19 protein-coding genes are annotated in these 18,433 nt (G+C 73.9%); 7 read left to right on the plus strand and 12 right to left on the minus strand.

Annotated elements, in window-relative coordinates; all coding sequences use genetic code 11:
• Positions 1-32: 32 nt before the first annotated feature.
• The 3 genes from KC207_RS14365 to dapA form a co-directional block, all read right to left on the minus strand.
• Entirely contained in the window at positions 33-2,768 is a 2,736-nt protein-coding gene (locus tag KC207_RS14365; protein ID WP_211604006.1) for an FtsK/SpoIIIE family DNA translocase, read from the minus strand.
• Positions 2,769-3,236: 468 nt separating this feature from the next.
• The gene (locus KC207_RS14370; RefSeq protein ID WP_211604007.1) at positions 3,237-4,922 is read right to left on the minus strand and encodes a ribonuclease J; all 1,686 of its coding nucleotides are present in this window, start codon (positions 4,920-4,922) and stop codon (positions 3,237-3,239) included.
• The gene (dapA, locus tag KC207_RS14375) at positions 4,919-5,815 is read right to left on the minus strand and encodes a 4-hydroxy-tetrahydrodipicolinate synthase (protein WP_211604008.1); all 897 of its coding nucleotides are present in this window, start codon (positions 5,813-5,815) and stop codon (positions 4,919-4,921) included. Before dapA ends, KC207_RS14370 begins: the two co-directional genes overlap by 4 nt.
• A gap of 101 nt (positions 5,816-5,916) precedes the next feature.
• Between dapA and KC207_RS14380 the strand changes: the two genes are divergently transcribed.
• Genes KC207_RS14380 through KC207_RS14405 form a run of 6 tightly spaced genes read left to right on the plus strand, consistent with a single transcriptional unit; the run spans position 5,917 to position 9,591 of the window.
• On the plus strand, positions 5,917-6,726 hold the full coding sequence (locus KC207_RS14380; protein ID WP_211604009.1) for a thymidylate synthase: 810 nt from the start codon (positions 5,917-5,919) through the stop codon (positions 6,724-6,726).
• Entirely contained in the window at positions 6,723-7,190 is a 468-nt protein-coding gene (locus KC207_RS14385) for a dihydrofolate reductase (RefSeq protein ID WP_211604010.1), read from the plus strand. Before KC207_RS14380 ends, KC207_RS14385 begins: the two co-directional genes overlap by 4 nt.
• 43 nt (positions 7,191-7,233) lie before the next feature.
• A complete protein-coding gene (locus KC207_RS14390; RefSeq protein WP_211604011.1) occupies positions 7,234-7,962 on the plus strand; it encodes an enoyl-CoA hydratase-related protein in 729 nt (242 codons plus the stop codon).
• Positions 7,962-8,576, plus strand: coding sequence for a GNAT family N-acetyltransferase (locus KC207_RS14395; RefSeq protein ID WP_211604012.1), 615 nt, complete (start codon positions 7,962-7,964; stop codon positions 8,574-8,576). Before KC207_RS14390 ends, KC207_RS14395 begins: the two co-directional genes overlap by 1 nt.
• On the plus strand, positions 8,573-9,280 hold the full coding sequence (locus KC207_RS14400; protein WP_211604013.1) for an AzlC family ABC transporter permease: 708 nt from the start codon (positions 8,573-8,575) through the stop codon (positions 9,278-9,280). The genes KC207_RS14395 and KC207_RS14400 overlap by 4 nt, the downstream gene beginning before the upstream one ends.
• The gene (locus tag KC207_RS14405) at positions 9,277-9,591 is read left to right on the plus strand and encodes an AzlD domain-containing protein (RefSeq protein WP_211604014.1); all 315 of its coding nucleotides are present in this window, start codon (positions 9,277-9,279) and stop codon (positions 9,589-9,591) included. The genes KC207_RS14400 and KC207_RS14405 overlap by 4 nt, the downstream gene beginning before the upstream one ends.
• Before the next feature lie 112 nt (positions 9,592-9,703).
• Here KC207_RS14405 and KC207_RS14410 read toward each other — a convergent pair whose 3' ends face one another.
• From KC207_RS14410 to dapB, 3 genes are read right to left on the minus strand one after another with little or no spacing between them, the layout of a single operon-like run.
• Entirely contained in the window at positions 9,704-10,396 is a 693-nt protein-coding gene (locus KC207_RS14410) for a sirohydrochlorin chelatase (RefSeq protein ID WP_211604015.1), read from the minus strand.
• Entirely contained in the window at positions 10,389-11,627 is a 1,239-nt protein-coding gene (cobA, locus tag KC207_RS14415; protein WP_211604016.1) for a uroporphyrinogen-III C-methyltransferase, read from the minus strand. The genes KC207_RS14410 and cobA overlap by 8 nt, the downstream gene beginning before the upstream one ends.
• On the minus strand, positions 11,624-12,376 hold the full coding sequence (dapB, locus tag KC207_RS14420; RefSeq protein WP_211604017.1) for a 4-hydroxy-tetrahydrodipicolinate reductase: 753 nt from the start codon (positions 12,374-12,376) through the stop codon (positions 11,624-11,626). The genes cobA and dapB overlap by 4 nt, the downstream gene beginning before the upstream one ends.
• Positions 12,377-12,513: 137 nt before the next feature.
• On the opposite strand from dapB, the gene KC207_RS14425 reads away from it, so the two are divergent.
• On the plus strand, positions 12,514-12,651 hold the full coding sequence (locus tag KC207_RS14425; protein ID WP_211604018.1) for a hypothetical protein: 138 nt from the start codon (positions 12,514-12,516) through the stop codon (positions 12,649-12,651).
• 64 nt (positions 12,652-12,715) lie between these two features.
• On the opposite strand, the gene KC207_RS14430 is transcribed toward KC207_RS14425, so the two are convergent.
• The 6 genes from KC207_RS14430 to KC207_RS14455 form a co-directional block, all read right to left on the minus strand.
• A complete protein-coding gene (locus KC207_RS14430) occupies positions 12,716-15,112 on the minus strand; it encodes a polyribonucleotide nucleotidyltransferase (RefSeq protein WP_211604019.1) in 2,397 nt (798 codons plus the stop codon).
• A 193-nt stretch (positions 15,113-15,305) separates the two neighbouring features.
• Complete coding sequence (gene rpsO, locus KC207_RS14435; RefSeq protein ID WP_211604020.1) at positions 15,306-15,575, minus strand: 30S ribosomal protein S15; 270 nt, start codon at positions 15,573-15,575, stop codon at positions 15,306-15,308.
• Positions 15,576-15,754: 179 nt separating this feature from the next.
• Complete coding sequence (locus KC207_RS14440) at positions 15,755-16,522, minus strand: hypothetical protein (protein ID WP_211604021.1); 768 nt, start codon at positions 16,520-16,522, stop codon at positions 15,755-15,757.
• Entirely contained in the window at positions 16,519-17,439 is a 921-nt protein-coding gene (locus KC207_RS14445) for an ABC transporter ATP-binding protein (protein WP_211604022.1), read from the minus strand. Before KC207_RS14445 ends, KC207_RS14440 begins: the two co-directional genes overlap by 4 nt.
• Positions 17,440-17,526: 87 nt before the next feature.
• Positions 17,527-18,129, minus strand: coding sequence for an endonuclease (locus KC207_RS14450; RefSeq protein WP_211604023.1), 603 nt, complete (start codon positions 18,127-18,129; stop codon positions 17,527-17,529).
• Complete coding sequence (locus KC207_RS14455; RefSeq protein WP_211604024.1) at positions 18,126-18,290, minus strand: hypothetical protein; 165 nt, start codon at positions 18,288-18,290, stop codon at positions 18,126-18,128. Before KC207_RS14455 ends, KC207_RS14450 begins: the two co-directional genes overlap by 4 nt.
• Between the last annotated feature and the right edge of the window lie 143 nt (positions 18,291-18,433).

Raw genomic sequence — 18,433 nt, forward strand, 5'->3', positions numbered from 1 at the left:
GCCGCGTCGGTGCCACGTGGTCGCGGCACGCGTCAGCGGCCGGTGAGCTCCCAGGCGTCCTCGCCGGACCCGTCGTCCTCGACCTGCGGGTAGCGGTCGAGGTCGGCGGCGACGGCGTCCTGGCCGTACTGCCGGACGGGGACCTCCGTCGTGTCGCCGACGAGCGCCGGGGCCTCGTCGGTGCTGCTGCTCTCGCCCGCGCGGGCGTGGGCGTCGCCGTCCATCGGTGTGCCGTCGTCGGCCTGGTCGAACGGGGTCTCCTCCGGCACGTCCTCGCCGCGCAGCAGCGCGAGCGTGGTCGGCAGGTCGTCCGGCTTGACGAGCACGTCGCGGGCCTTGGACCCCTCGGACGGCCCGACGACGCCGCGCGACTCGAGGAGGTCCATGAGCCGGCCGGCCTTGGCGAACCCGACGCGCAGCTTGCGCTGGAGCATCGAGGTCGAGCCGAACTGCGTCGTCACGACGAGCTCGGTCGCCTGGAGCAGCAGGTCGAGGTCGTCGCCGATGTCGTCGTCGACCTGCTTCTTCGGTGCCACGGGGACGACGTCCTCGACGTAGGTCGGGGTCAGCTGGCCGGTGACGTGCCCGACGACCGCCTGGATCTCCGACTCGGCGACCCAGGCGCCCTGGACGCGCATCGGCTTGCTCGCGCCCATCGGGAGGAAGAGCGCGTCGCCCTGGCCGATGAGCTTCTCGGCGCCGGGCTGGTCGAGGACGACCCGGCTGTCCGCGAGGGACGAGGTCGCGAACGCCATCCGGGAGGGAACGTTGGCCTTGATGAGCCCGGTGACGACGTCGACCGAGGGGCGCTGCGTCGCGAGGACGAGGTGGATGCCGGCGGCGCGCGCCAGCTGGGTGATCCGGACGATCGACTCCTCGACGTCGCGGGGCGCGACCATCATGAGGTCGGCGAGCTCGTCGACGATGACGAGGAGGTACGGGTAGGGGGCGACGACGCGCTCGGACCCGGCGGGGGGCTTGACCTTCCCCGCGCGCACCGCCTTGTTGAAGTCGTCGATGTGCTTGAAGCCGTACATCGCGAGGTCGTCGTAGCGGGTGTCCATCTCGCGCACGACCCACTGGAGGGCCTCGGCGGCCTTCTTCGGGTTCGTGATGATCGGGGTGATCAGGTGCGGGATGCCCTCGTACGCGGTGAGCTCGACGCGCTTGGGGTCGACGAGGACCATCCGGACCTCGTCGGGCGTGGAGCGCATGAGGATCGAAGTGATCATCGAGTTCACGAAGCTCGACTTGCCGGCGCCGGTCGCGCCCGCGACGAGCATGTGCGGCATCTTCGCGAGGTTGGCGACGACGTAGCCGCCCTCGACGTCCTTGCCGACCCCCATGACCATCGGGTGCTCGGTCCCCCGCGCGACCTGGCTGCGCAGCACGTCGCCGAGGCTGACGTTCTCGCGGTCGGTGTTCGGGATCTCGATGCCGATCGCCGACTTGCCCGGGATCGGGCTGAGGATGCGGACGTCGGCGGACGCGACCGCGTAGGCGATGTTCTTGCTCAGCGCGGTGACCCGCTCGACCTTGACCCCCGGGCCGAGCTCGACCTCGTAGCGGGTGACCGTCGGGCCGCGGGTGAAGCCGGTGACCTGGGCGTCGATGCCGAACTGGTCGAGGACCTGGGTCAGCGCGTCGACGACGTGGTCGTTCGCGGCGCTGCGGGTCTTGTGCGGGGTCCCCGGCTTGAGCAGCTGGGACTCCGGGAGCGTGTACGTGATGTCCCCGGCGAGCGAGAGCTGCTCGACCCGGGCCGGCAGCTGGGTCGTCGGCGGTGCCTCGAGGGCCGGCTTCTCCGCCGACCTCTCGGCGGGCGCGGCGACGGCAGGGGACGTCGGCGCGGCGGGCGCCCGCGTCCCGGTGGGTGCATCGGCGTCGGGCCGCTTCTGGCCCGGGCGCAGCTTCTTGCCCGTCCGGGGATCGACGGCGACCGCCTGCTCGAACGGCTGGTCGCCGTCCATCGGCTCCTCGGGCCGCGCGGCAGCGCGGGAGCGACGCGGCGCGCGGCGCGGCGCCTCGGCGGCCTCCTCGGCCTCCTCGGCGGGGTGGCCGGTCAGCCGGTCGGCGAGGTCGCGCAGAGCGGTCGGGACCTCGCGCACCGGGGTGGCGGTGAGGACGAGCACGGCGAACAGGCCGAGGAGGACGAGGAGCACGGCGGCGCCGTAGACCGAGACGGCGGCCTCGAGCGGGCTCGAGGCGAGGAAACCGATGATGCCGCCGGCGGAGCGCATCCCGTCGGCCCCGTCCGGGGGCAGCGGGACACCGGCCCGGACGTGGACGAGCCCGCACACGGAGAACGTGAGCGCGGTGGTGCCGACGGCGGCGCGCGAGGTGGCTGCGTCGTCCTTCGGCGCGCGCAGGACCCGGACGCCGAAGACGAGGAGGACGAGCGGGACGGCGTAGGCGACGACGCCGAAGGTGCCCGCGACGACGGCGTGGGTGACGACCCCGACGGCGCCGGGCATGCCCCACCACTCGCGGGCCGCGACGACGACGGCGAGGGCGATGAGGAGCAGACCGAGCCCGTCGCGACGGTGCTCGGTGTCGAGGTCGCGGCCGGTGTCCCCGACCTTGCGGGCGACGGCCCCGGTCGCGTGCGCCATCCCCATCCACGTCGTCCGGGCGGCCCGCAGCGGCAGCGGCAGCCCCCCGGACCGGGCCCCGCCCGACGAGCGGCGCGGGCGCGCCGTCGAGGTCCGGCTCTTCGGCCGGGTGGAGGAGCCCCGGGTCCGGGACGCGGAGGACGTACGTGTCGCCATGGCCGCAGACTACGCAGGAATCCCACGGGACTCACGCGTCACACGCGCATCCGGGGAGGTCGAGGGCTGCGCCGACGTGCCGACGCGGTGGCCCGCCCGACCCCTGTCATCGAGCGGCCCACCGCGTCGGTCCGGGCCGCGGAGCGGCCGGTGGCCTGCCGGCGACCGGACGGGCCCGACCCGCCCTGGACCTCCGACCGGTGCCCTGCGCACCGGCCGGAGGCGCCGGGCGGGCCGCGAGAACGCGGGCCCGAGGTGGTCGCCTGGTGGCTCTCCGAGGTCTGCGGCCCTGCCAGACCTTGACCTCGAACTGACGACTACTTTACGAACCCTTTACCTTTCTCGCCGGCGATTCCACGCCCGGCGACGACATGTCGACCGAACGGCCGAGGCCGTGATGTGACGCGTGGGTACGGGTGTGACGGCAGGTGACGAGCGAGGCCGACGGGGCGTGCGGCGAGCGCTCGCTCAGGCCTCGATGACCGTCGGGATGATCATCGGACGCCGCTTGATCTTGCGCCCGACCCAGGTCCCGATCGTGCGCCGGATGACCTGCTGGAGCTGGTAGGGGTCGGTGACGCCCTGGGCGGTCGCGTCGGTGAGGGCCTTCTCGATCCGCGGCTTGATCTCGTCGAAGACCACGTCGTCCTCGACGAAGCCGCGGGCGGTGATCTCCGGACCGGCGACGATCCTGCCGCTCGAGGTGTCGACGACGACGACGACGTTGACGAAGCCCTCGTCGCGCAGGATGCGGCGGTCCTTCAGGAGGGTCTCGTCCGCCTCCCCCACCGACGAGCCGTCGACGTACACGTACCCGCACTCGACGGCCCCGGCGATGCGGACCTTGCCGTCGACGAGGTCGACGGCGACCCCGTCCTCGGCGAGGACGACCCCGCGGGGGTGGACGCCGGTCCGCTTCGCGAGCTCGGCGTTCGCCACGAGGTGACGCCACTCGCCGTGCACCGGCATGACGTTGCGCGGCTTGACGATGTTGTAGACGTAGAGCAGCTCGCCGGCGCTGGCGTGGCCCGAGACGTGCACCCGGGCGTTGCCCTTGTGGACGACGGTCGCGCCGAGGCGCATGAGCCCGTTGATGACCCGGTACACGGCGTTCTCGTTGCCCGGGATGAGCGAGGAGGCGAGCAGGACGGTGTCGCCCTCCCCCACCTCGATCCGGTGGTCCCGGTTGGCCATCCGGGACAGGGCGGCCATCGGCTCGCCCTGGGAGCCGGTGCAGACGAGGACGACCTTGTGGTCGGGCAGGTCGTTCAGCTGCTTGATGTCGACGAGGACGTCGTCCGGCACGTGGAGGTAGCCGAGGTCGGCGGCGATCCCCATGTTCCGCACCATCGAGCGCCCGATCATCGCGACCTTGCGGCCGGACGTCGCGGCGGCGTCGAGCACCTGCTGGACGCGATGCACGTGGGAGGAGAAGCACGCGACGATGATCCGCCGCTGTGCGTCCCGGAACACCTTGTCGATCGCCGGGCCGATCTCCCGCTCCGGGGTCGTGAAGCCGGGGACCTCGGCGTTCGTGGAGTCGGTGAGGAAGAGGTCGACCCCCTCCTCGCCGAGCTGGGCGAACGCGCGCAGGTCGGTGAGCCGACCGTCGAGCGGCAGCTGGTCCATCTTGAAGTCCCCGGTGTGCAGCAGCGTGCCGCCCGGCGTGCGCACGCAGACGGCGAGCGCGTCGGGGATGGAGTGGTTGACGGCGACGAACTCGCAGTCGAAGACGCCGAGCCGCTCCCGGCCGCCCTCCTTCACCCCGAGGGTGTAGGGCGTGATCCGGTGCTCCTTGAGCTTGGCCTCGATGAGCGCCAGGGTCAGCTGCGACCCGACGACCGGGATGTCCGGCTTGAGGCGCAGCAGGTAGGGGACGGCGCCGATGTGGTCCTCGTGCCCGTGGGTGAGGACGATCGCCTGGACGTCGTCGAGGCGGTCCTCGATGCTCGAGAAGTCCGGGAGGATGAGGTCGATCCCCGGGTGGTGGTCGTCGGGGAAGAGGACGCCGCAGTCGATGACGAGCAGCTGGCCGTCGTGCTCGACGACGGTCATGTTGCGGCCGACCTCCCCGAGGCCGCCGAGGGGGGTGACCCGGACACCGCCCTTCGCGAGCGGCTTCGGGAGGTCGAGGTCGGGGTGGGGGTGGCTCATGCGTCCTTCGGGGTCGGGAGGGTGGCGAGGGCTGCCCGGAGCAGCTCGAGGTGCTCCGGGGGCGACTCGACGAGGGGGAGGCGGACGCTGGCGTGCTCGATGACACCGAGCTCGACGAGGGCCGCCTTGGCCATGATCGCGCCCTGCGAGGTCGTCATGAGGGCGTCGACGACGGGGACGAGGCCGCGGTGCAGCCGGCGCGCCTCGTCGAGGTCGCCCCGGTCGACGGCCTCGACCATCGCCCGGTACTGGGCGCCCGCGACGTGTCCGACGACGGACACGACACCGACGGCGCCGATCGCGAGCAGGGGCAGGTTGAGCGCGTCCTCGCCGCTGAACCACAGCAGGTCGGTGCGCGCCATGACGGCGGTCGAGGCGGCGAGGTCGCCCTTGGCGTCCTTGACCGCGACGATCCGCGGGTGCTCGGCGAGCGCGACGAGGGTGTCGACGCCGAACGGGGTGGCCGTGCGGCCGGGGATGTCGTAGAGCATGACCGGCAGGTCGGTGGCGTCGGCGACGGCGTGGCAGTGCGCGACGAGACCCGCCTGGGTCGGCTTGTTGTAGTACGGCGAGACCAGGAGCAGGGAGTCGGCCCCGACCTCGGCCGCACGGCGCGCCATCGCGACCGCGTGGGCGGTGTCGTTCGAGCCCACGCCCGCGAGCACGGAGGCCCGCCCGGCGACCTGCGCCACGACGCGGGCCACGGCGCCGATGCTCTCCTCGTCGCTGAGCGTCGAGGCCTCGCCGGTCGTGCCGTTGACGAGGAGGCCGTCGTGCCCGGTCGAGAGGAGGTGCTCGACGACCGCGTCGAGACCCGCGCCGTCGACCGCCCCGTCGGGGCCCATCGGGGTGACCATCGCCGTGAGGACGCGGCCGAACGGGTTGGTCGTCATGGGCTCCAGCCTAGTGCTCCCCGCGTGCGGACCCGTCCGCCGCTCCGGTCACCGCCGGTCGCTCCCCCGGACGGCGCTGCGGGACACCTACGCTGTCGGCCATGCGCCAGTACCTCGACCTGCTCGACCACGTGATGACGACCGGCGTCGAGAAGTCCGACCGCACCGGAACGGGCACCCGCAGCGTCTTCGGGTACCAGATGCGCTTCGACCTGCAGGAGGGCTTCCCGGTCCTCACGACGAAGAAGCTGCACCTGCGCTCCATCATCGGCGAGCTCCTGTGGTTCCTGCGCGGGGACACCAACGTGCGGTGGCTCCAGGAGCGGCGGATCTCGATCTGGGACGAGTGGGCCGACGCGGACGGCGACCTCGGGCCGGTGTACGGGCACCAGTGGCGCTCCTGGCCGACCCCGGACGGCCGGACCGTCGACCAGGTCGCGAAGGTCGTCGAGTCGGTGCGCACGAACCCGGACTCGCGGCGGCACGTCGTCTCGGCGTGGAACGTCGCCGACGTCGACGACATGGCGCTGCCGCCGTGTCACACGATGTTCCAGTTCTACGTCCGGCCGGCGGCCGACGGCGGGCCGTCCTTCCTCGACTGCCAGCTCTACCAGCGCAGCGCCGACGTCTTCCTCGGCGTCCCGTTCAACATCGCGTCCTACGCCCTGCTCACGATGATGGTCGCGCAGCAGACCGACCTGCGCCCGGGGCACTTCGTGCACACGCTCGGCGACGCCCACCTCTACTCCAACCACCTCGAGCAGGCGGTGCTCCAGCTGACCCGCGAGCCCCGCCCGCTGCCGACGATGCGGATCACCCCGCGCGACTCGATCGACGCCTACGACCTCGAGGACTTCGAGCTCGTCGGGTACGACGCCCACCCGTCGATCAAGGCGCCGATCGCGGTATGACGCGCATCTCGCTCATCGCCGCGGTCGGGCGCAACGGGGTCATCGGCGCGGGGAACGCGATGCCGTGGCACCTGCCCGAGGACTTCGCGTACTTCAAGCGCACGACGATGGGCCACCCGATGGTCATGGGCCGGCGCACCTTCGACTCGATCGGCCGTCCCCTGCCGGGCCGGCGCAGCATCGTCGTCACCCGGCAGGAGGGCTGGTCCCACCCCGGGGTCGAGGTCGCCGGGTCGCTCGAGGAGGCGCTCTCGCTCGCCGGGCCCGCCGACGAGGTGTTCGTCGTCGGCGGCGGCGAGGTCTACCGCCAGGCGATGCCGTGGGCGCAGCGGCTGCTCGTCACGGAGGTCGACGCCGAGCCCGAGGGGGACGTCACCTTCCCCGACATCGACGCCGCGCAGTGGCGCGAGGCCGCCCGCGAGCCCCGCGAGGGCTTCGCCTGGGTCACGTACGAGCGCGCCTGACCTTCTCGGGCCGTCCCGGCGGGCGGTCGGTACTGTCGGGGCCGTGCCCGTCACCACCACCTGGCAGGACCGTGTCGCCGTCGTGACGCTGGACCGGCCGGAACGCCGCAACGCCGTCGACCTCGCGACGCTCGACGAGCTGCACCACCACGTCGACGCGGCCGCGCCCGACGCACGCGCCCTCGTCCTCACCGGTGCCTCCGGCCACTTCTGCGCCGGCGCCGACCTCATCACGCTCGAGGACGTGTCCTTCACCCAGCGGCTCGCGGAGATCCTCACCCGCCTCGCCGACCTCCCGTTCACGACGGTCGCCGCCGTCGACGGGGCGTGCATGGGCCTCGGGATGCAGCTCGCCCTCGCGTGCGACGTGCGGGTCGTCGGCGACGACGCGCGCTTCGCCGTGCCCGTGGCCCGGCTCGGCCTCATGGTCGACCACTGGACGCTCGACCGCCTCGCGCGCCTCTGGGGCGAGGGCGCCGCCCGGCACATGGTGCTCACCGGTGCCGTCCTCGACGCCGACGACGCGTGGCGCCTCGGCGCCGCCCAGGTGCGCGGTGGGCTGCCCGACGCGCTGGGGCTCGCCGCCCGGGCCGCCGACCTGGCCCCCCTGACCCAGTCCGGGTCGAAGCTCGGCCTCGGGGTCCCCGCGGACGACGACGCGGGCGTCTCCCGCTACGAGGCCGCCTTCGCCCGGGCCTGGGCGAGCGCGGACCTCGTCGAGGGACGCGCCGCCTTCGCCGAGCGCCGACCGCCCGTCTTCGAGGGAGCCTGATGGAGCCGCACGACCACGTCCACGACCACCCGCACGACCACGACCACCCGCACGACCACGCGACGGGGCCCGTCGCCGACGCCAGCGTCCGCGCGGCCCGCGCCAACGACGCGCCGGCCGTCGGCATGGTCCAGGCGGTCGTCTTCCGGGACGCCTACGGGTCGGTGCTGCCGGACGAGGTGCTCGAGTCCTTCCAGCCGGACGCCTTCGCCCGGGCCTGGCGGGAGAGCCTCGCGAACCCGCCGGAGGGCGCCTACCGGCTGCTCGTGGCGTGCGCCGGTGAGCAGGTCGTCGGCGCCGCGGCGACCGGGCCCTCACAGGACCCCGACGCCGAGCAGACCCGCGCCGAGGTCTCCCTGCTCGCGGTGCACCCGGACGCGCGCCGCCAGGGCCACGGCTCCCGCCTGCTCAACGCGGCCGTCGACGTCGTCGGCGGCCTCGGGGCCGACTCCGTGGCCCTGTGGCTCCCCGCCGACGACGAGGGCACCCGTGCCTTCCTCGCCGCCTCCGGGTTCGGCCCGGACGGGGCGTTCCGGGACCGGGTCGTCTCCCCCGACGGCTCGACCCTGCGGGAGGTGCGGCTCGTGACACGCATCGCCGACGAGCCGGAGTGACGAGCGCCGAGGCCGTCCTCCCCGCGGGCCGGCGGCGGGAGGTCACCCGCCAGGCCCTGTCCGTCGGCGTCGCCACCGGGGCCTACGGCGTGTCCTTCGGGGCGCTGTCCGTGGCGTCCGGTCTCGACGTCTGGCAGACCCAGGTGCTCTCGCTCCTGCTCTTCAGCGGCGGGTCGCAGTTCGCTCTCGTCGGCGTCCTCGGCGCGGGTGGCAGCGGGGCCTCGGCCGTCGCGACGTCCACCCTGCTCGGGGTGCGCAACGGGCTGTACGCCCTGCAGACCTCCCGCTTCCTCGGGGTGAGCGGGCTGCGGCGGCTCGCCGCCGCCCAGCTGACGATCGACGAGTCGACGGCGGTCGGCATCGCCCAGCCGGAGCCCGCCGCGCGGCGGCGGGGCTTCTGGCTCACCGGCCTCGCGGTGTTCCTCGGGTGGAACCTCATGACCTTGCTCGGCGCCGTCGTCGGCACGCTGATCGGCGACCCGCGGACGTACGGGCTCGACGCGGCGGCCGGGGCGGCGTTCCTCGCCCTGCTCTGGCCGCGCCTGCGGGCCGGGGACGCCGCCGCCACGGCGGTCCTCGCGGCCGGCGTCGCGCTGGTGGCGAGCCCGGTCCTGCCGGCCGGGGTGCCGGTGATCCTCGCCGCCCTCGCCGCCGTCGCCGTCGGCCTGCTGCGCCGGACCCGGCGGTCGGGAGGCGCGTCGTGACGACGTGGACCACCGTCCTGCTCGCCTGCCTCGCGGCGTTCACCCTCAAGCTCGCGGGCTACCTCGTCCCGTCCTCGGTCGTCGAGGGCGAGCGTCGGTCGCGTGTCGTCACGCTCCTGCCGGTCGCCCTGCTCGCGGGTCTCGTCGCCGTGCAGACCCTCGTCGGCGACGGCGGCGCCGTGACCGTCGACGCCCGGCTCGCGGCGCTGGCCGTGGCGGCGGCCCTGCTCCTCGTCCGCGCCGACTTCCTCCTCGTCGTCGCCGGCGCCGCCCTCACCGCCGCCCTGCTGCGCCTCCTCGGCTGGGCGTGACGCGCCCGGTTCCCGGTGTCCGCGCACCCCACACCTCCCGCGAGCTCGCTGGGACGCGCGGGGTTCGTGCGACGGGTGTGGTGATCGGCCGGGAAGCGACGGTGTCGGCAGCTCAGCGCACGGCGGCGCGGTAGCGGTCCAGGACGATCTCGGCGACCCGGGGGTCCGGCAGGAGCGGGCCGGTGACGACGTCGGCGCCGCATCCCTCGAGACGTCGCTGGAAGAAGCCGGGCGCGAGCAGGTAGGAGGCGACGACGACCGCAGCCGCCCCGTCGATCCGGGCCGCCGTCACGGCGCAGGCGACGGGCGGACGGGGACCGGCCGCGTAGCCGACCCGGACCGGGGCGCCGGAGCGCTGCCCGAGTCGGCGGGCGGTCTCGCGCGAGGCGGCCTGCGAGCGCTCGTCGCTGGAGCCCGCGGGGGCGAGCACGACCGACGCTCCCTGCAGCACGGACGCCTCGGACAGCCGGTCGAGGACGACGTCGACGAGCCGGTCGTCCGGCCCGAGCGCCCCGGTGACGACGACGTCTGGCCGCTCGCGCACCGCCTCCGCGAGGTCGACCCGCACGTGGTACCCCGCGGCGAGCAGCAGCGGCACGACGACCCCCGAGCGTCCGCCGTCCGCCGCACGGGGCAGCGCCGCGACGACGTCGCCGACCTCGGGACCGTGGACGTCGACGTACGCCTCGTGGACCGCCACCCCCGGCAGCATCCCGCGCACCTCGTCGACGACCGCCGCGATCGCCGCCCGGCCGCGTGGGTCCCGGGTGCCGTGCCCGCAGACGACGAGGGCCGGGTCAGCCATCGTGCCGACGCCGCGACGGCCCGGTCGCGCAGACCGGGTCGTCGAGGAACCCCTCCGCCGCGACGCGGCCGATGACGACGATCGCCGGCGGGCGCACTCCCGCGTCGGCCATGACGGTCGAGGCCGTGGCCACCGTGGCCCGGGTGACCCGCTCGTGCGCGGTCGATCCCCGCTCGACGACGGCGACCGGGAGGTCGGGGTCGACGCCGTCCGCGAGGGCCGCGGCGCAGATGTCCGGCAGGGACGTCACGGCCATGAGGAGCACGACCGTCGCGCCCGCGGCGAGCGCCCCCGTCGTGGCTGGGTCGGCCCCGGCGTGGCCCGACGTGACGAGCACCGACGTCGCGACCCCGCGCTGGGTCACGGGGATGCCGGCGAGCGCGGGCACGGAGAAGGCCGAGGTGATGCCCGGGACGATCTCGACCTCGACGCCCGCGGCCCGGCAGGCGTGCACCTCCTCACCGCCGCGGCCGAAGACGTACGGGTCGCCCCCCTTGAACCGGACGACGGTCCGACCCGCGAGGGCGTGCTCGACGAGGATCCGGTTGATCTCCTCCTGGGGCACGGGGTGGTTCGTCGGGCTCTTGCCGACGTCGACGACGAGGACGTCGTCGGGCAGCTCGTCGAGGATGCCCGTGGCCCCGAGCCGGTCCGTCACGACGACGTCCGCGGTGCGCACCGCTTCCCGGCCGCCGGTCGTGAGGAGGTCGGGGTCGCCGGGCCCGCTGCCGACGAGGACGACCCGCCCGTGCCCCGGTCGGTGGCGCCGCAGGTCCACCTGCCCGGCCGAGACGTGCCGGACGAGGGCGTCGCGGACGGTCGCCGCGCGCCGAGGGTCCGGCGCCTCGACCCCGACGACCCCGATCGCGAGGTCGCCGTGCCGTCCCGTCGCCGCGACCCGGGCCGAGCCGGTCCGGGCGTCGGAGGCGTTGACGCACCACGTCCGCCGGTCCTCGCACCACGCCGAGACCCGGGCGTTCACGGTGTCGTCCGCGGTCGCCGCGACGACGAGCCAGGCGTCGTCGAGGTCCGTCTCGGCGACCTGCCGTTCGAGGAGGTCGACGTCGCCGTGCGAGGCCATCCGGCGGGCGTCGTCGGACGGGTCGGGGTCGACGAGGACCACCCGTGCGCCGTCCTCGAGGAACCTCCGGGTGCGGCGCACGCCGACGGCCCCCGCCCCGACGACGACGACACGCCGTCCGGCGAGGTCGAGGCCGACGAGGCTCGTCACGCGTCGCCGAGCCCGAGGTAGTGCTCGAGACCCACGGTGAGGCCGGGGTGGTCGGCCACCCGGCGCACCGCCCCGACGACCCCGGTCATGAACGACGCGCGGTCGAGCGAGTCGTGCCGGATCGTCAGCGTCTCCCCCGGGTTGCCGAGGAGGACCTCCTGGTGCGCCACGAGCCCGCGCAGCCGCACGGAGTGGACCGGGATGCCGTGGACGACCGCGCCGCGGGCACCCTCCGGGTCGTGGGTCGTCGCGTCCGGGACCGGGTCGCAGCCCGCCTCCGCCCGGGCGGCGCCGACGAGGTCGGCGGTCCGGGCGGCGGTCCCCGACGGCGCGTCGACCTTGTCGGGGTGGTGCAGCTCGACGACCTCGGCCGACTCGAAGAAGGGGGCGGCGCGGCGGGCGAGCTCCATCATGAGGACCGCGCCGACCGCGAAGTTCGGGGCGACGAGCACCCCGACCTCCGGATGACCGGCGAGCCGGTCGCGCAGGTCGGCGAGCCGGGCCTCGTCCCATCCCGTCGTCCCGACGACGACGTGGACCCCACGCTCGACGCAGTGGGCGACGTTCCCGGGCGAGGCGTCGGGGACGGAGAACTCGACGACGACGTCGGCCCCGCCGAGGTCGCCGAGGTCGTCCCCGGCGTCGAACCGGCCGACGAGCTCGAGGCCGTCGGCGGCCTCGACCGCGCCGCACACGGCCCCGCCCATACGTCCCGCAGCACCGATGACGGCCACCCTCGTCGAGCTCATTCCGTCACTCTAGCCACGCGCGACGGTGGTCTCCGACGGCGTCCGTGACGCGTCGGTTCACCGTTCGTTCACCTTCCGTTCGCCCACCTGCTAACCTGGAGGTGAACAGAAGGTGAACGAGCCGGAAGGGGGCTCCCATGAAGAAGGTCGCCACGACGACGACGCGAACCGGTCTGGCCATGCGCTGGGTCCCGGTCGTCGACACCTCGGGACGCACGCGGATGGAGATGCGCTGGAGCGCACCGCACCAGCTGCGGCCGCGCGCCGCCGCCTGAGCCACGCACTGACGAGGGCCCCGCACCGAACGGTGCGGGGCCCTCGTCGTGGGCGTGATCTTCGTCAGGCGTCGCTGCCGGCGCCCTCGTCGGAGCGCTCGCCCCGACCGCGGCCGCCACGGCGGCGACGGTTGCGACGGGGACGGTCGCCGCGCTCGGAGCGCTCGCCGCCCTCGTCACCCTCGTCGTCCTCGTCACCGGCGTCGTCGGACCCGGCGTCGACGGCCGGCGCGTCCTGCGTCGGGGCCTGCGCTGCCGGAGCGTCCGAGCCGCCCTCGCCCTCGGCGAGGACCGCGGCGAGGCTCAGCTTGCCGCGCGGGTCGATCTCCTTGAGCTCGACCTGGATCTTCTGACCGATGGACAGCACGTCCTCGACCGCGTCGATCCGCTTGCCACCGACGAGCTTGCGCACCTCGGAGATGTGCAGCAGGCCGTCCTTGCCCGGCAGGAGGGAGATGAACGCCCCGAAGGTCGTCGTCTTCACGACGGTCCCGAGGAAGCGCTCGCCGACCTCCGGCATCTGCGGGTTCGCGATGGCGTTGACCGCCGCGCGGGCCGCCTCGGCGGACGGGCCGTCGGTCGCGCCGATGTAGACCGTGCCGTCGTCCTCGATGGAGATGTCGGCGCCGGTGTCCTCCTGGATCTGGTTGATCATCTTGCCCTTCGGGCCGATGACCTCACCGATCTTGTCGACCGGGACCCGCACGGAGATGACCCGCGGGGCGTACGGCGACATCTCGTCCGGGGCGTCGATCGCCTCGTTCATGACGTCGAGGATGTGGAACCGGGCCTCGCGGGCCTGGGTCAGCGCGCCGGCCAGCACGTCGGCGGGGATGCCGTCGAGCTTGGTGTCGAGCTGGATGGCCGTGACGAACTCCCGGGTTCCGGCGACCTTGAAGTCCATGTCGCCGAACGCGTCCTCCGCACCGAGGATGTCGGTGAGGGCCGCGTACTCGGTCTTGCCGTCGACCTCGGCCGAGACCAGGCCCATCGCGATGCCGGCGACCGGCGCGCGCAGCGGCACACCGGCGTTGAGCATCGACAGGGTCGAGGCGCAGACCGAGCCCATCGACGTCGAGCCGTTGGACCCGAGCGCCTCGGAGACCTGGCGGATCGCGTACGGGAACTCCTCGCGCGTCGGCAGGACCGGCATGAGGGCCCGCTCGGCGAGCGCCCCGTGGCCGATCTCGCGGCGCTTCGGGGAGCCCACGCGGCCGGTCTCACCGGTCGAGTAGGGCGGGAAGTTGTAGTTGTGCATGTAGCGCTTGCGCGTCACCGGCGACAGCGTGTCGAGCTGCTGCTCCATCCGGAGCATGTTGAGCGTCGTGACCCCCATGATCTGGGTCTCGCCCCGCTCGAAGATCGCCGAGCCGTGCGTGCGCGGCAGGACCTCGACCTCGGCCGAGAGGGCGCGGATGTCCTTGAGGCCACGGCCGTCGATGCGGACCTTGTCGCGCAGGATGCGCTGGCGGACCAGGGCCTTCTGCACGGAGCGGTACGCGGCGGACAGCTCCTTCTCCCGGCCCTCGAAGCGGTCGGCGAGGGATGCCTTCATCGACTCCTTGATCTCGTCGATGCGGTCCTCGCGCTCGGCCTTGCCGCCGATCTGGAGGGCGCTCGTGAGGTCGGCCGTCGTGGCCTCCTCGACCGCGGCGTAGGCGTCGTCCTCGTAGTCGAGGAAGATCGGGAACTCCTCGACCGGCTTCGCGGCCTTCTCGGCGAGCTCCGCCTGCGCCTCGCACAGGACGCGGATGAACGCCTTCGAGGCCTCGAGGCCCTCGGCGACGACCTCCTCGGTGGGGGCGGTCTTGCCGGCGGTCTTCACGAGGTCCCAGGTGGACTCGGTCGACTCGGCCTCGACCATCATGATCGCGACGTCGTCACCGGCGACGCGGCCCGCGACGACCATGTCGAACGTCGAGCGCTCGATGTCCGAGAAGTTCGGGAACGCGACCCACTGGCCGTCGATGAGGCTGACCCGGACGGCGCCGATCGGGCCGGAGAACGGCAGACCGGAGATCTGGGTCGAGGCGCTGGCGGCGTTGATCGCGACGACGTCGTACTGGTGGTCGGGGTTGAGGGACAGGACGGAGATGACGACCTGGACCTCGTTGCGCAGGCCCTTCTTGAAGGTCGGGCGCAGCGGCCGGTCGATGAGCCGGCAGGTGAGGATGGCGTCGGTCGAGGGGCGGCCCTCACGGCGGAAGAACGAGCCGGGGATCTTGCCCGCGGCGTACATCCGCTCCTCGACGTCGACGGTGAGGGGGAAGAAGTCGAACCCCTCGCGCGGGTGCTTGCCCGCGGTGGTGGTGGACAGGAGCATCGTGTCCTCGTCCAGGTAGGCGCTCACGGCGCCTCCGGCCTGCTTGGCCAGGCGTCCGGTCTCGAACCGGACGGTACGGGTGCCGAAGCTGCCGTTGTCGATGACGGCCTCGGTCGCGGTGATCTCGGGACCCTCCATGGGCCCTCCTTCTCTCGTGTCAGTGCCACCGCGTGCATCGTCGTTGTGCACGGGCGTGTCGTTCACCCGGGGCGTGGGGCCACCGGGTCGTGATGCGATGTTCAGTTGTGGGTTCTTCGGGGCGGGCGCGGGGCCCGCTCACGCGAGAAGGGCGGTCCTCACACGGGGTGTGAGGACCGCCCTCTCGGAAGTCTCAACGACGCAGGCCGAGCCGCTTGATGAGCGAGCGGTAGCGCTCGACGTCGATGCTCTCCAGGTAGCGGAGGAGCCGGCGGCGGCGGCCGACGAGGAGCAGCAGGCCACGACGGGAGTGGTGGTCGTGCGCGTGCTGGCGGCTGTGCTCCGTGAGGTCACGGATGCGCTGCGTGAGCAACGCGATCTGGACCTCCGGCGAGCCGGTGTCGCCCTCGGTCGTGCCGTACTCGTCGATGATCTGCTTCTTGACGTCGGTGCTCAGCGGCATGGGGCGACGACTCTCCTTCTCGTGATCTGCTGCGCGGCGCTCCCGGGCTGGTTCACCGGGGCTCTCTGGGTCCGCGGCCGTCGTGACGGCAGTGAGCAAGGTTACCAGCGGCGACGCCCCGCGGCGTAATCGACCGGAACCCCGCCCCGGCCCCGGTCACCGGCCGGCGCCGGAGCGGGTCACCGGCCGGCGTCGGAGCGCAGCAGCCGCAGCCCGCCGAGCGTCACCGCACCCACGCCCCACGCGAGGAGGGTGACCCGGGCGGAGGCGAGGGTCATGTCCTCGCTCATCCCCTGCCCGAACACGACGAAGATCGCTCCCGCCCCGGGAAGGTGTTCCGCCACCGCCTTCAGCGAGGCGTAGGGCAGGTTGCCGAGGACGAGGGGCAGGACGACGAGCAGGCCCACGGCGGTGACGAGCGACCCGGCGGTGCTGCGGGTGAGGAAACCGAGGCCGACGCCGAGCAGCGCCCCGGATCCGACGACGAGCGCGGCGTCGCCGAGCGTGGACGCTCCGGCACCCGGCGGCATCGCGAGGCCGGGCACCTGCACCGCGACGAGCGCCGCCGCGACCGTGAGGAGCACCGCCGCGACGAGGACGGCCGCACCGACGACGACGACGGCGCGGGCGGCGAGGAGGACGCCCCGCCGAGGTGTCCACTGCAGCGTCGGGACGATGCCCCCGGTGCCGTAGTCGGCGGCCGTCGCGACGCACGCGAGGGCGACGAGCCCGAAGAGGAGGAAGAGCATCGTGAACCGCGCGTCCTCCCACGCCGTGCGGGACGGGGCGTCGAACCCGCCGCCGCCGGCGGCGTCCCAGCCGGCGACCGCGCCGAGACCGGCGACGAACAGGGCGAGGAGCGTGACGAGGACCCACGTGGACCGCACGCTCCACAGCCGGAGCCACTCCGCCCGCACCGTCCGGGCGAGCGTCGAGCCGGTCGTCATGACGCCTCCCCCGCCCGCTCGTGGCCGCCGCGGAACTCCACCGCGTCCTCGGTGAGCGACCAGTAGGCGGCCTCGAGCGACTCCTCGACGGTCGCGAGGTGGTGGACCGCGACCCCCGCGGCGTGCGCGGCGTCGCCCACCCGCGCCTCGGGGAGCCCGACGACCTCGACCTCGCCCGGGCCGCGGCGCCGGACCTCCGCCTCGCCGGCGAGGGCCGCCGCCAGCCGGTCGACGTCGGGGCTGCGGACGAGCACCCGGCTGCCCCGGGACCCGACGATCTCCCCGACCTCGGCGTCGGCGACGAGCCGGCCCCTGCCGATGATGACGACCCGGTCGGCGACGAGCTGCACCTCGCTCATGAGGTGGCTCGAGACGAAGACCGTGCGCCCCTCCTCGGCGCACTCGCGGAAGAGCGAGCGGATCCAGCGCACGCCCTCGAGGTCGAGGCCGTTGACCGGCTCGTCGAACACGAGGACCGGCGGGTCGCCGAGCAGCGCGGTCGCGATGCCGAGACGCTGGCGCATGCCGAGGGAGTAGCCGGCGATCCGCCGCCGGGAGGCCGCTCCCAGGCCCACCCGTTCGACGACCTCCTCGACCCGGGCGATCGGGATGCCGTTGCTCCGGGCCGCGATCCGCAGGTGCGTCCGGCCCGTGCGCCCGGGATGGACGGCACCCGCGTCGAGCAGCGCCCCGACCTCCCGCAGCGGAGCAGGGTGCTCCCGGTAGTCACGGCCGCCGACGGTCGCCGTCCCGGCCGTCGGGCGGTCGAGACCGAGGAGCATGCGCATCGTCGTCGACTTCCCGGCCCCGTTCGGCCCGAGGAAGCCGGTGACGGAACCGGCCCCGACGTCGAAGGTCAGGTCGTCGACGGCCCGGACCGGGCCGAAGTCCTTCGTGAGCCCACGGACGCTGATCATGGGAGCGACGCTAGGGCCTGCACGAGGGCGGGCGTGTGCGCGACATGTGAAGGTCCTGCGCGAAGGCGCCGCGGGCGCCGGAGGCGGTCACGCCACGCGGGTCAACGCCGCGGCGAGCTCGGCGACGCGCCCGTCAGGCGCGAGCCGCGCCAGCCGGGCGGGATCGGTCGGCAGCCCGGACGCCTCGGCCCCGGCGAGCGAGCGGGCGTCGAAGAACGGCGCGACCTGCGGCCACACCGCCTGGACCTCGCGGCAGAAGATGTCGGCGCCCGTCGGGCCGATCCCGGTGAACCCGGTGACGCCCTCGCGCAGGGCGGTGAGGTCGCCGTCGTCGCCGGGGCGCAGCGCCCGCAGGTCCCCGTGGTACTCCTCGAGCAGACGGCGACACAGCCCCTCGAGCCTGGTGGCCGTGCTCTCGTCGTACCGCCGGTAGCCACCGCGACCGAGAGCGTCGACCCGCTGCTGCCACGTCGTGTCGAGCATCCGCTGCGGGGTGCGCCAGCCGGCCCGCGACAGCTCGCGAGACGTCGCGACGGCGATGTCGGCGGAGATCCGGGTCGAGGCCAGCAGACTGAGCACGAGCAGCCGGAACAGCGGGGACGGCTTGTCCCGCAGGGTGATCCCCGCCTCGGCGGCGAACGTCCGTCCGTGCTCGTCGAGGAGGGCGCGGACGTCCTCGGACCGGGTCACGCCTGCGCGTCCTGCTCGTCGTCCTCGGGCGGGACGGGCCGACGCTGGTCGGCGACGTTGGCCTCGTTCGCCTCGACGGGCACCCCGGCCGGATCCTGCTCGAGCAGGACGTCCTCGTCGGGGACCACGGGGGCGTCGTCGGGGTCGGGGGTCACGGTCATCGGTCCTCCTTCGCTCGTGCGGGCGTCCCTCCGGTCTACCCGCTCTCCGTGGGGACATGCCACCCCGGAACCCGCACGGGCAGGTCCGGCCGTGGCCGCTCCCGGTCCCCTCCGCTGTCCCGCACCTCTTCAGTGCTGCACCC

Origin of the sequence: Phycicoccus avicenniae (assembly GCF_018139485.1) — a bacterium.
Taxonomy (GTDB): domain Bacteria; phylum Actinomycetota; class Actinomycetes; order Actinomycetales; family Dermatophilaceae; genus Phycicoccus; species Phycicoccus avicenniae.

What these genes read in the sequence shown, in the direction of transcription:
- KC207_RS14395 (WP_211604012.1), top strand. Translation starts at nt 7,962, where the DNA reads ATGGAGCCGCACGACCACGTCCACGACCACCCGCACGACCACGACCAC.
- KC207_RS14445 (WP_211604022.1), bottom strand. Translation starts at nt 17,439, where the DNA reads ATGATCAGCGTCCGTGGGCTCACGAAGGACTTCGGCCCGGTCCGGGCC.
- KC207_RS14455 (WP_211604024.1), bottom strand. Translation starts at nt 18,290, where the DNA reads ATGACCGTGACCCCCGACCCCGACGACGCCCCCGTGGTCCCCGACGAG.
- dapA (WP_211604008.1), bottom strand. Translation starts at nt 5,815, where the DNA reads ATGACGACCAACCCGTTCGGCCGCGTCCTCACGGCGATGGTCACCCCG.
- dapB (WP_211604017.1), bottom strand. Translation starts at nt 12,376, where the DNA reads ATGAGCTCGACGAGGGTGGCCGTCATCGGTGCTGCGGGACGTATGGGC.
- KC207_RS14440 (WP_211604021.1), bottom strand. Translation starts at nt 16,522, where the DNA reads ATGACGACCGGCTCGACGCTCGCCCGGACGGTGCGGGCGGAGTGGCTC.
- KC207_RS14380 (WP_211604009.1), top strand. Translation starts at nt 5,917, where the DNA reads ATGCGCCAGTACCTCGACCTGCTCGACCACGTGATGACGACCGGCGTC.
- KC207_RS14430 (WP_211604019.1), bottom strand. Translation starts at nt 15,112, where the DNA reads ATGGAGGGTCCCGAGATCACCGCGACCGAGGCCGTCATCGACAACGGC.
- KC207_RS14370 (WP_211604007.1), bottom strand. Translation starts at nt 4,922, where the DNA reads ATGAGCCACCCCCACCCCGACCTCGACCTCCCGAAGCCGCTCGCGAAG.
- KC207_RS14410 (WP_211604015.1), bottom strand. Translation starts at nt 10,396, where the DNA reads ATGGCTGACCCGGCCCTCGTCGTCTGCGGGCACGGCACCCGGGACCCA.
- KC207_RS14425 (WP_211604018.1), top strand. Translation starts at nt 12,514, where the DNA reads ATGAAGAAGGTCGCCACGACGACGACGCGAACCGGTCTGGCCATGCGC.
- rpsO (WP_211604020.1), bottom strand. Translation starts at nt 15,575, where the DNA reads ATGCCGCTGAGCACCGACGTCAAGAAGCAGATCATCGACGAGTACGGC.
- KC207_RS14385 (WP_211604010.1), top strand. Translation starts at nt 6,723, where the DNA reads ATGACGCGCATCTCGCTCATCGCCGCGGTCGGGCGCAACGGGGTCATC.
- KC207_RS14365 (WP_211604006.1), bottom strand. Translation starts at nt 2,768, where the DNA reads ATGGCGACACGTACGTCCTCCGCGTCCCGGACCCGGGGCTCCTCCACC.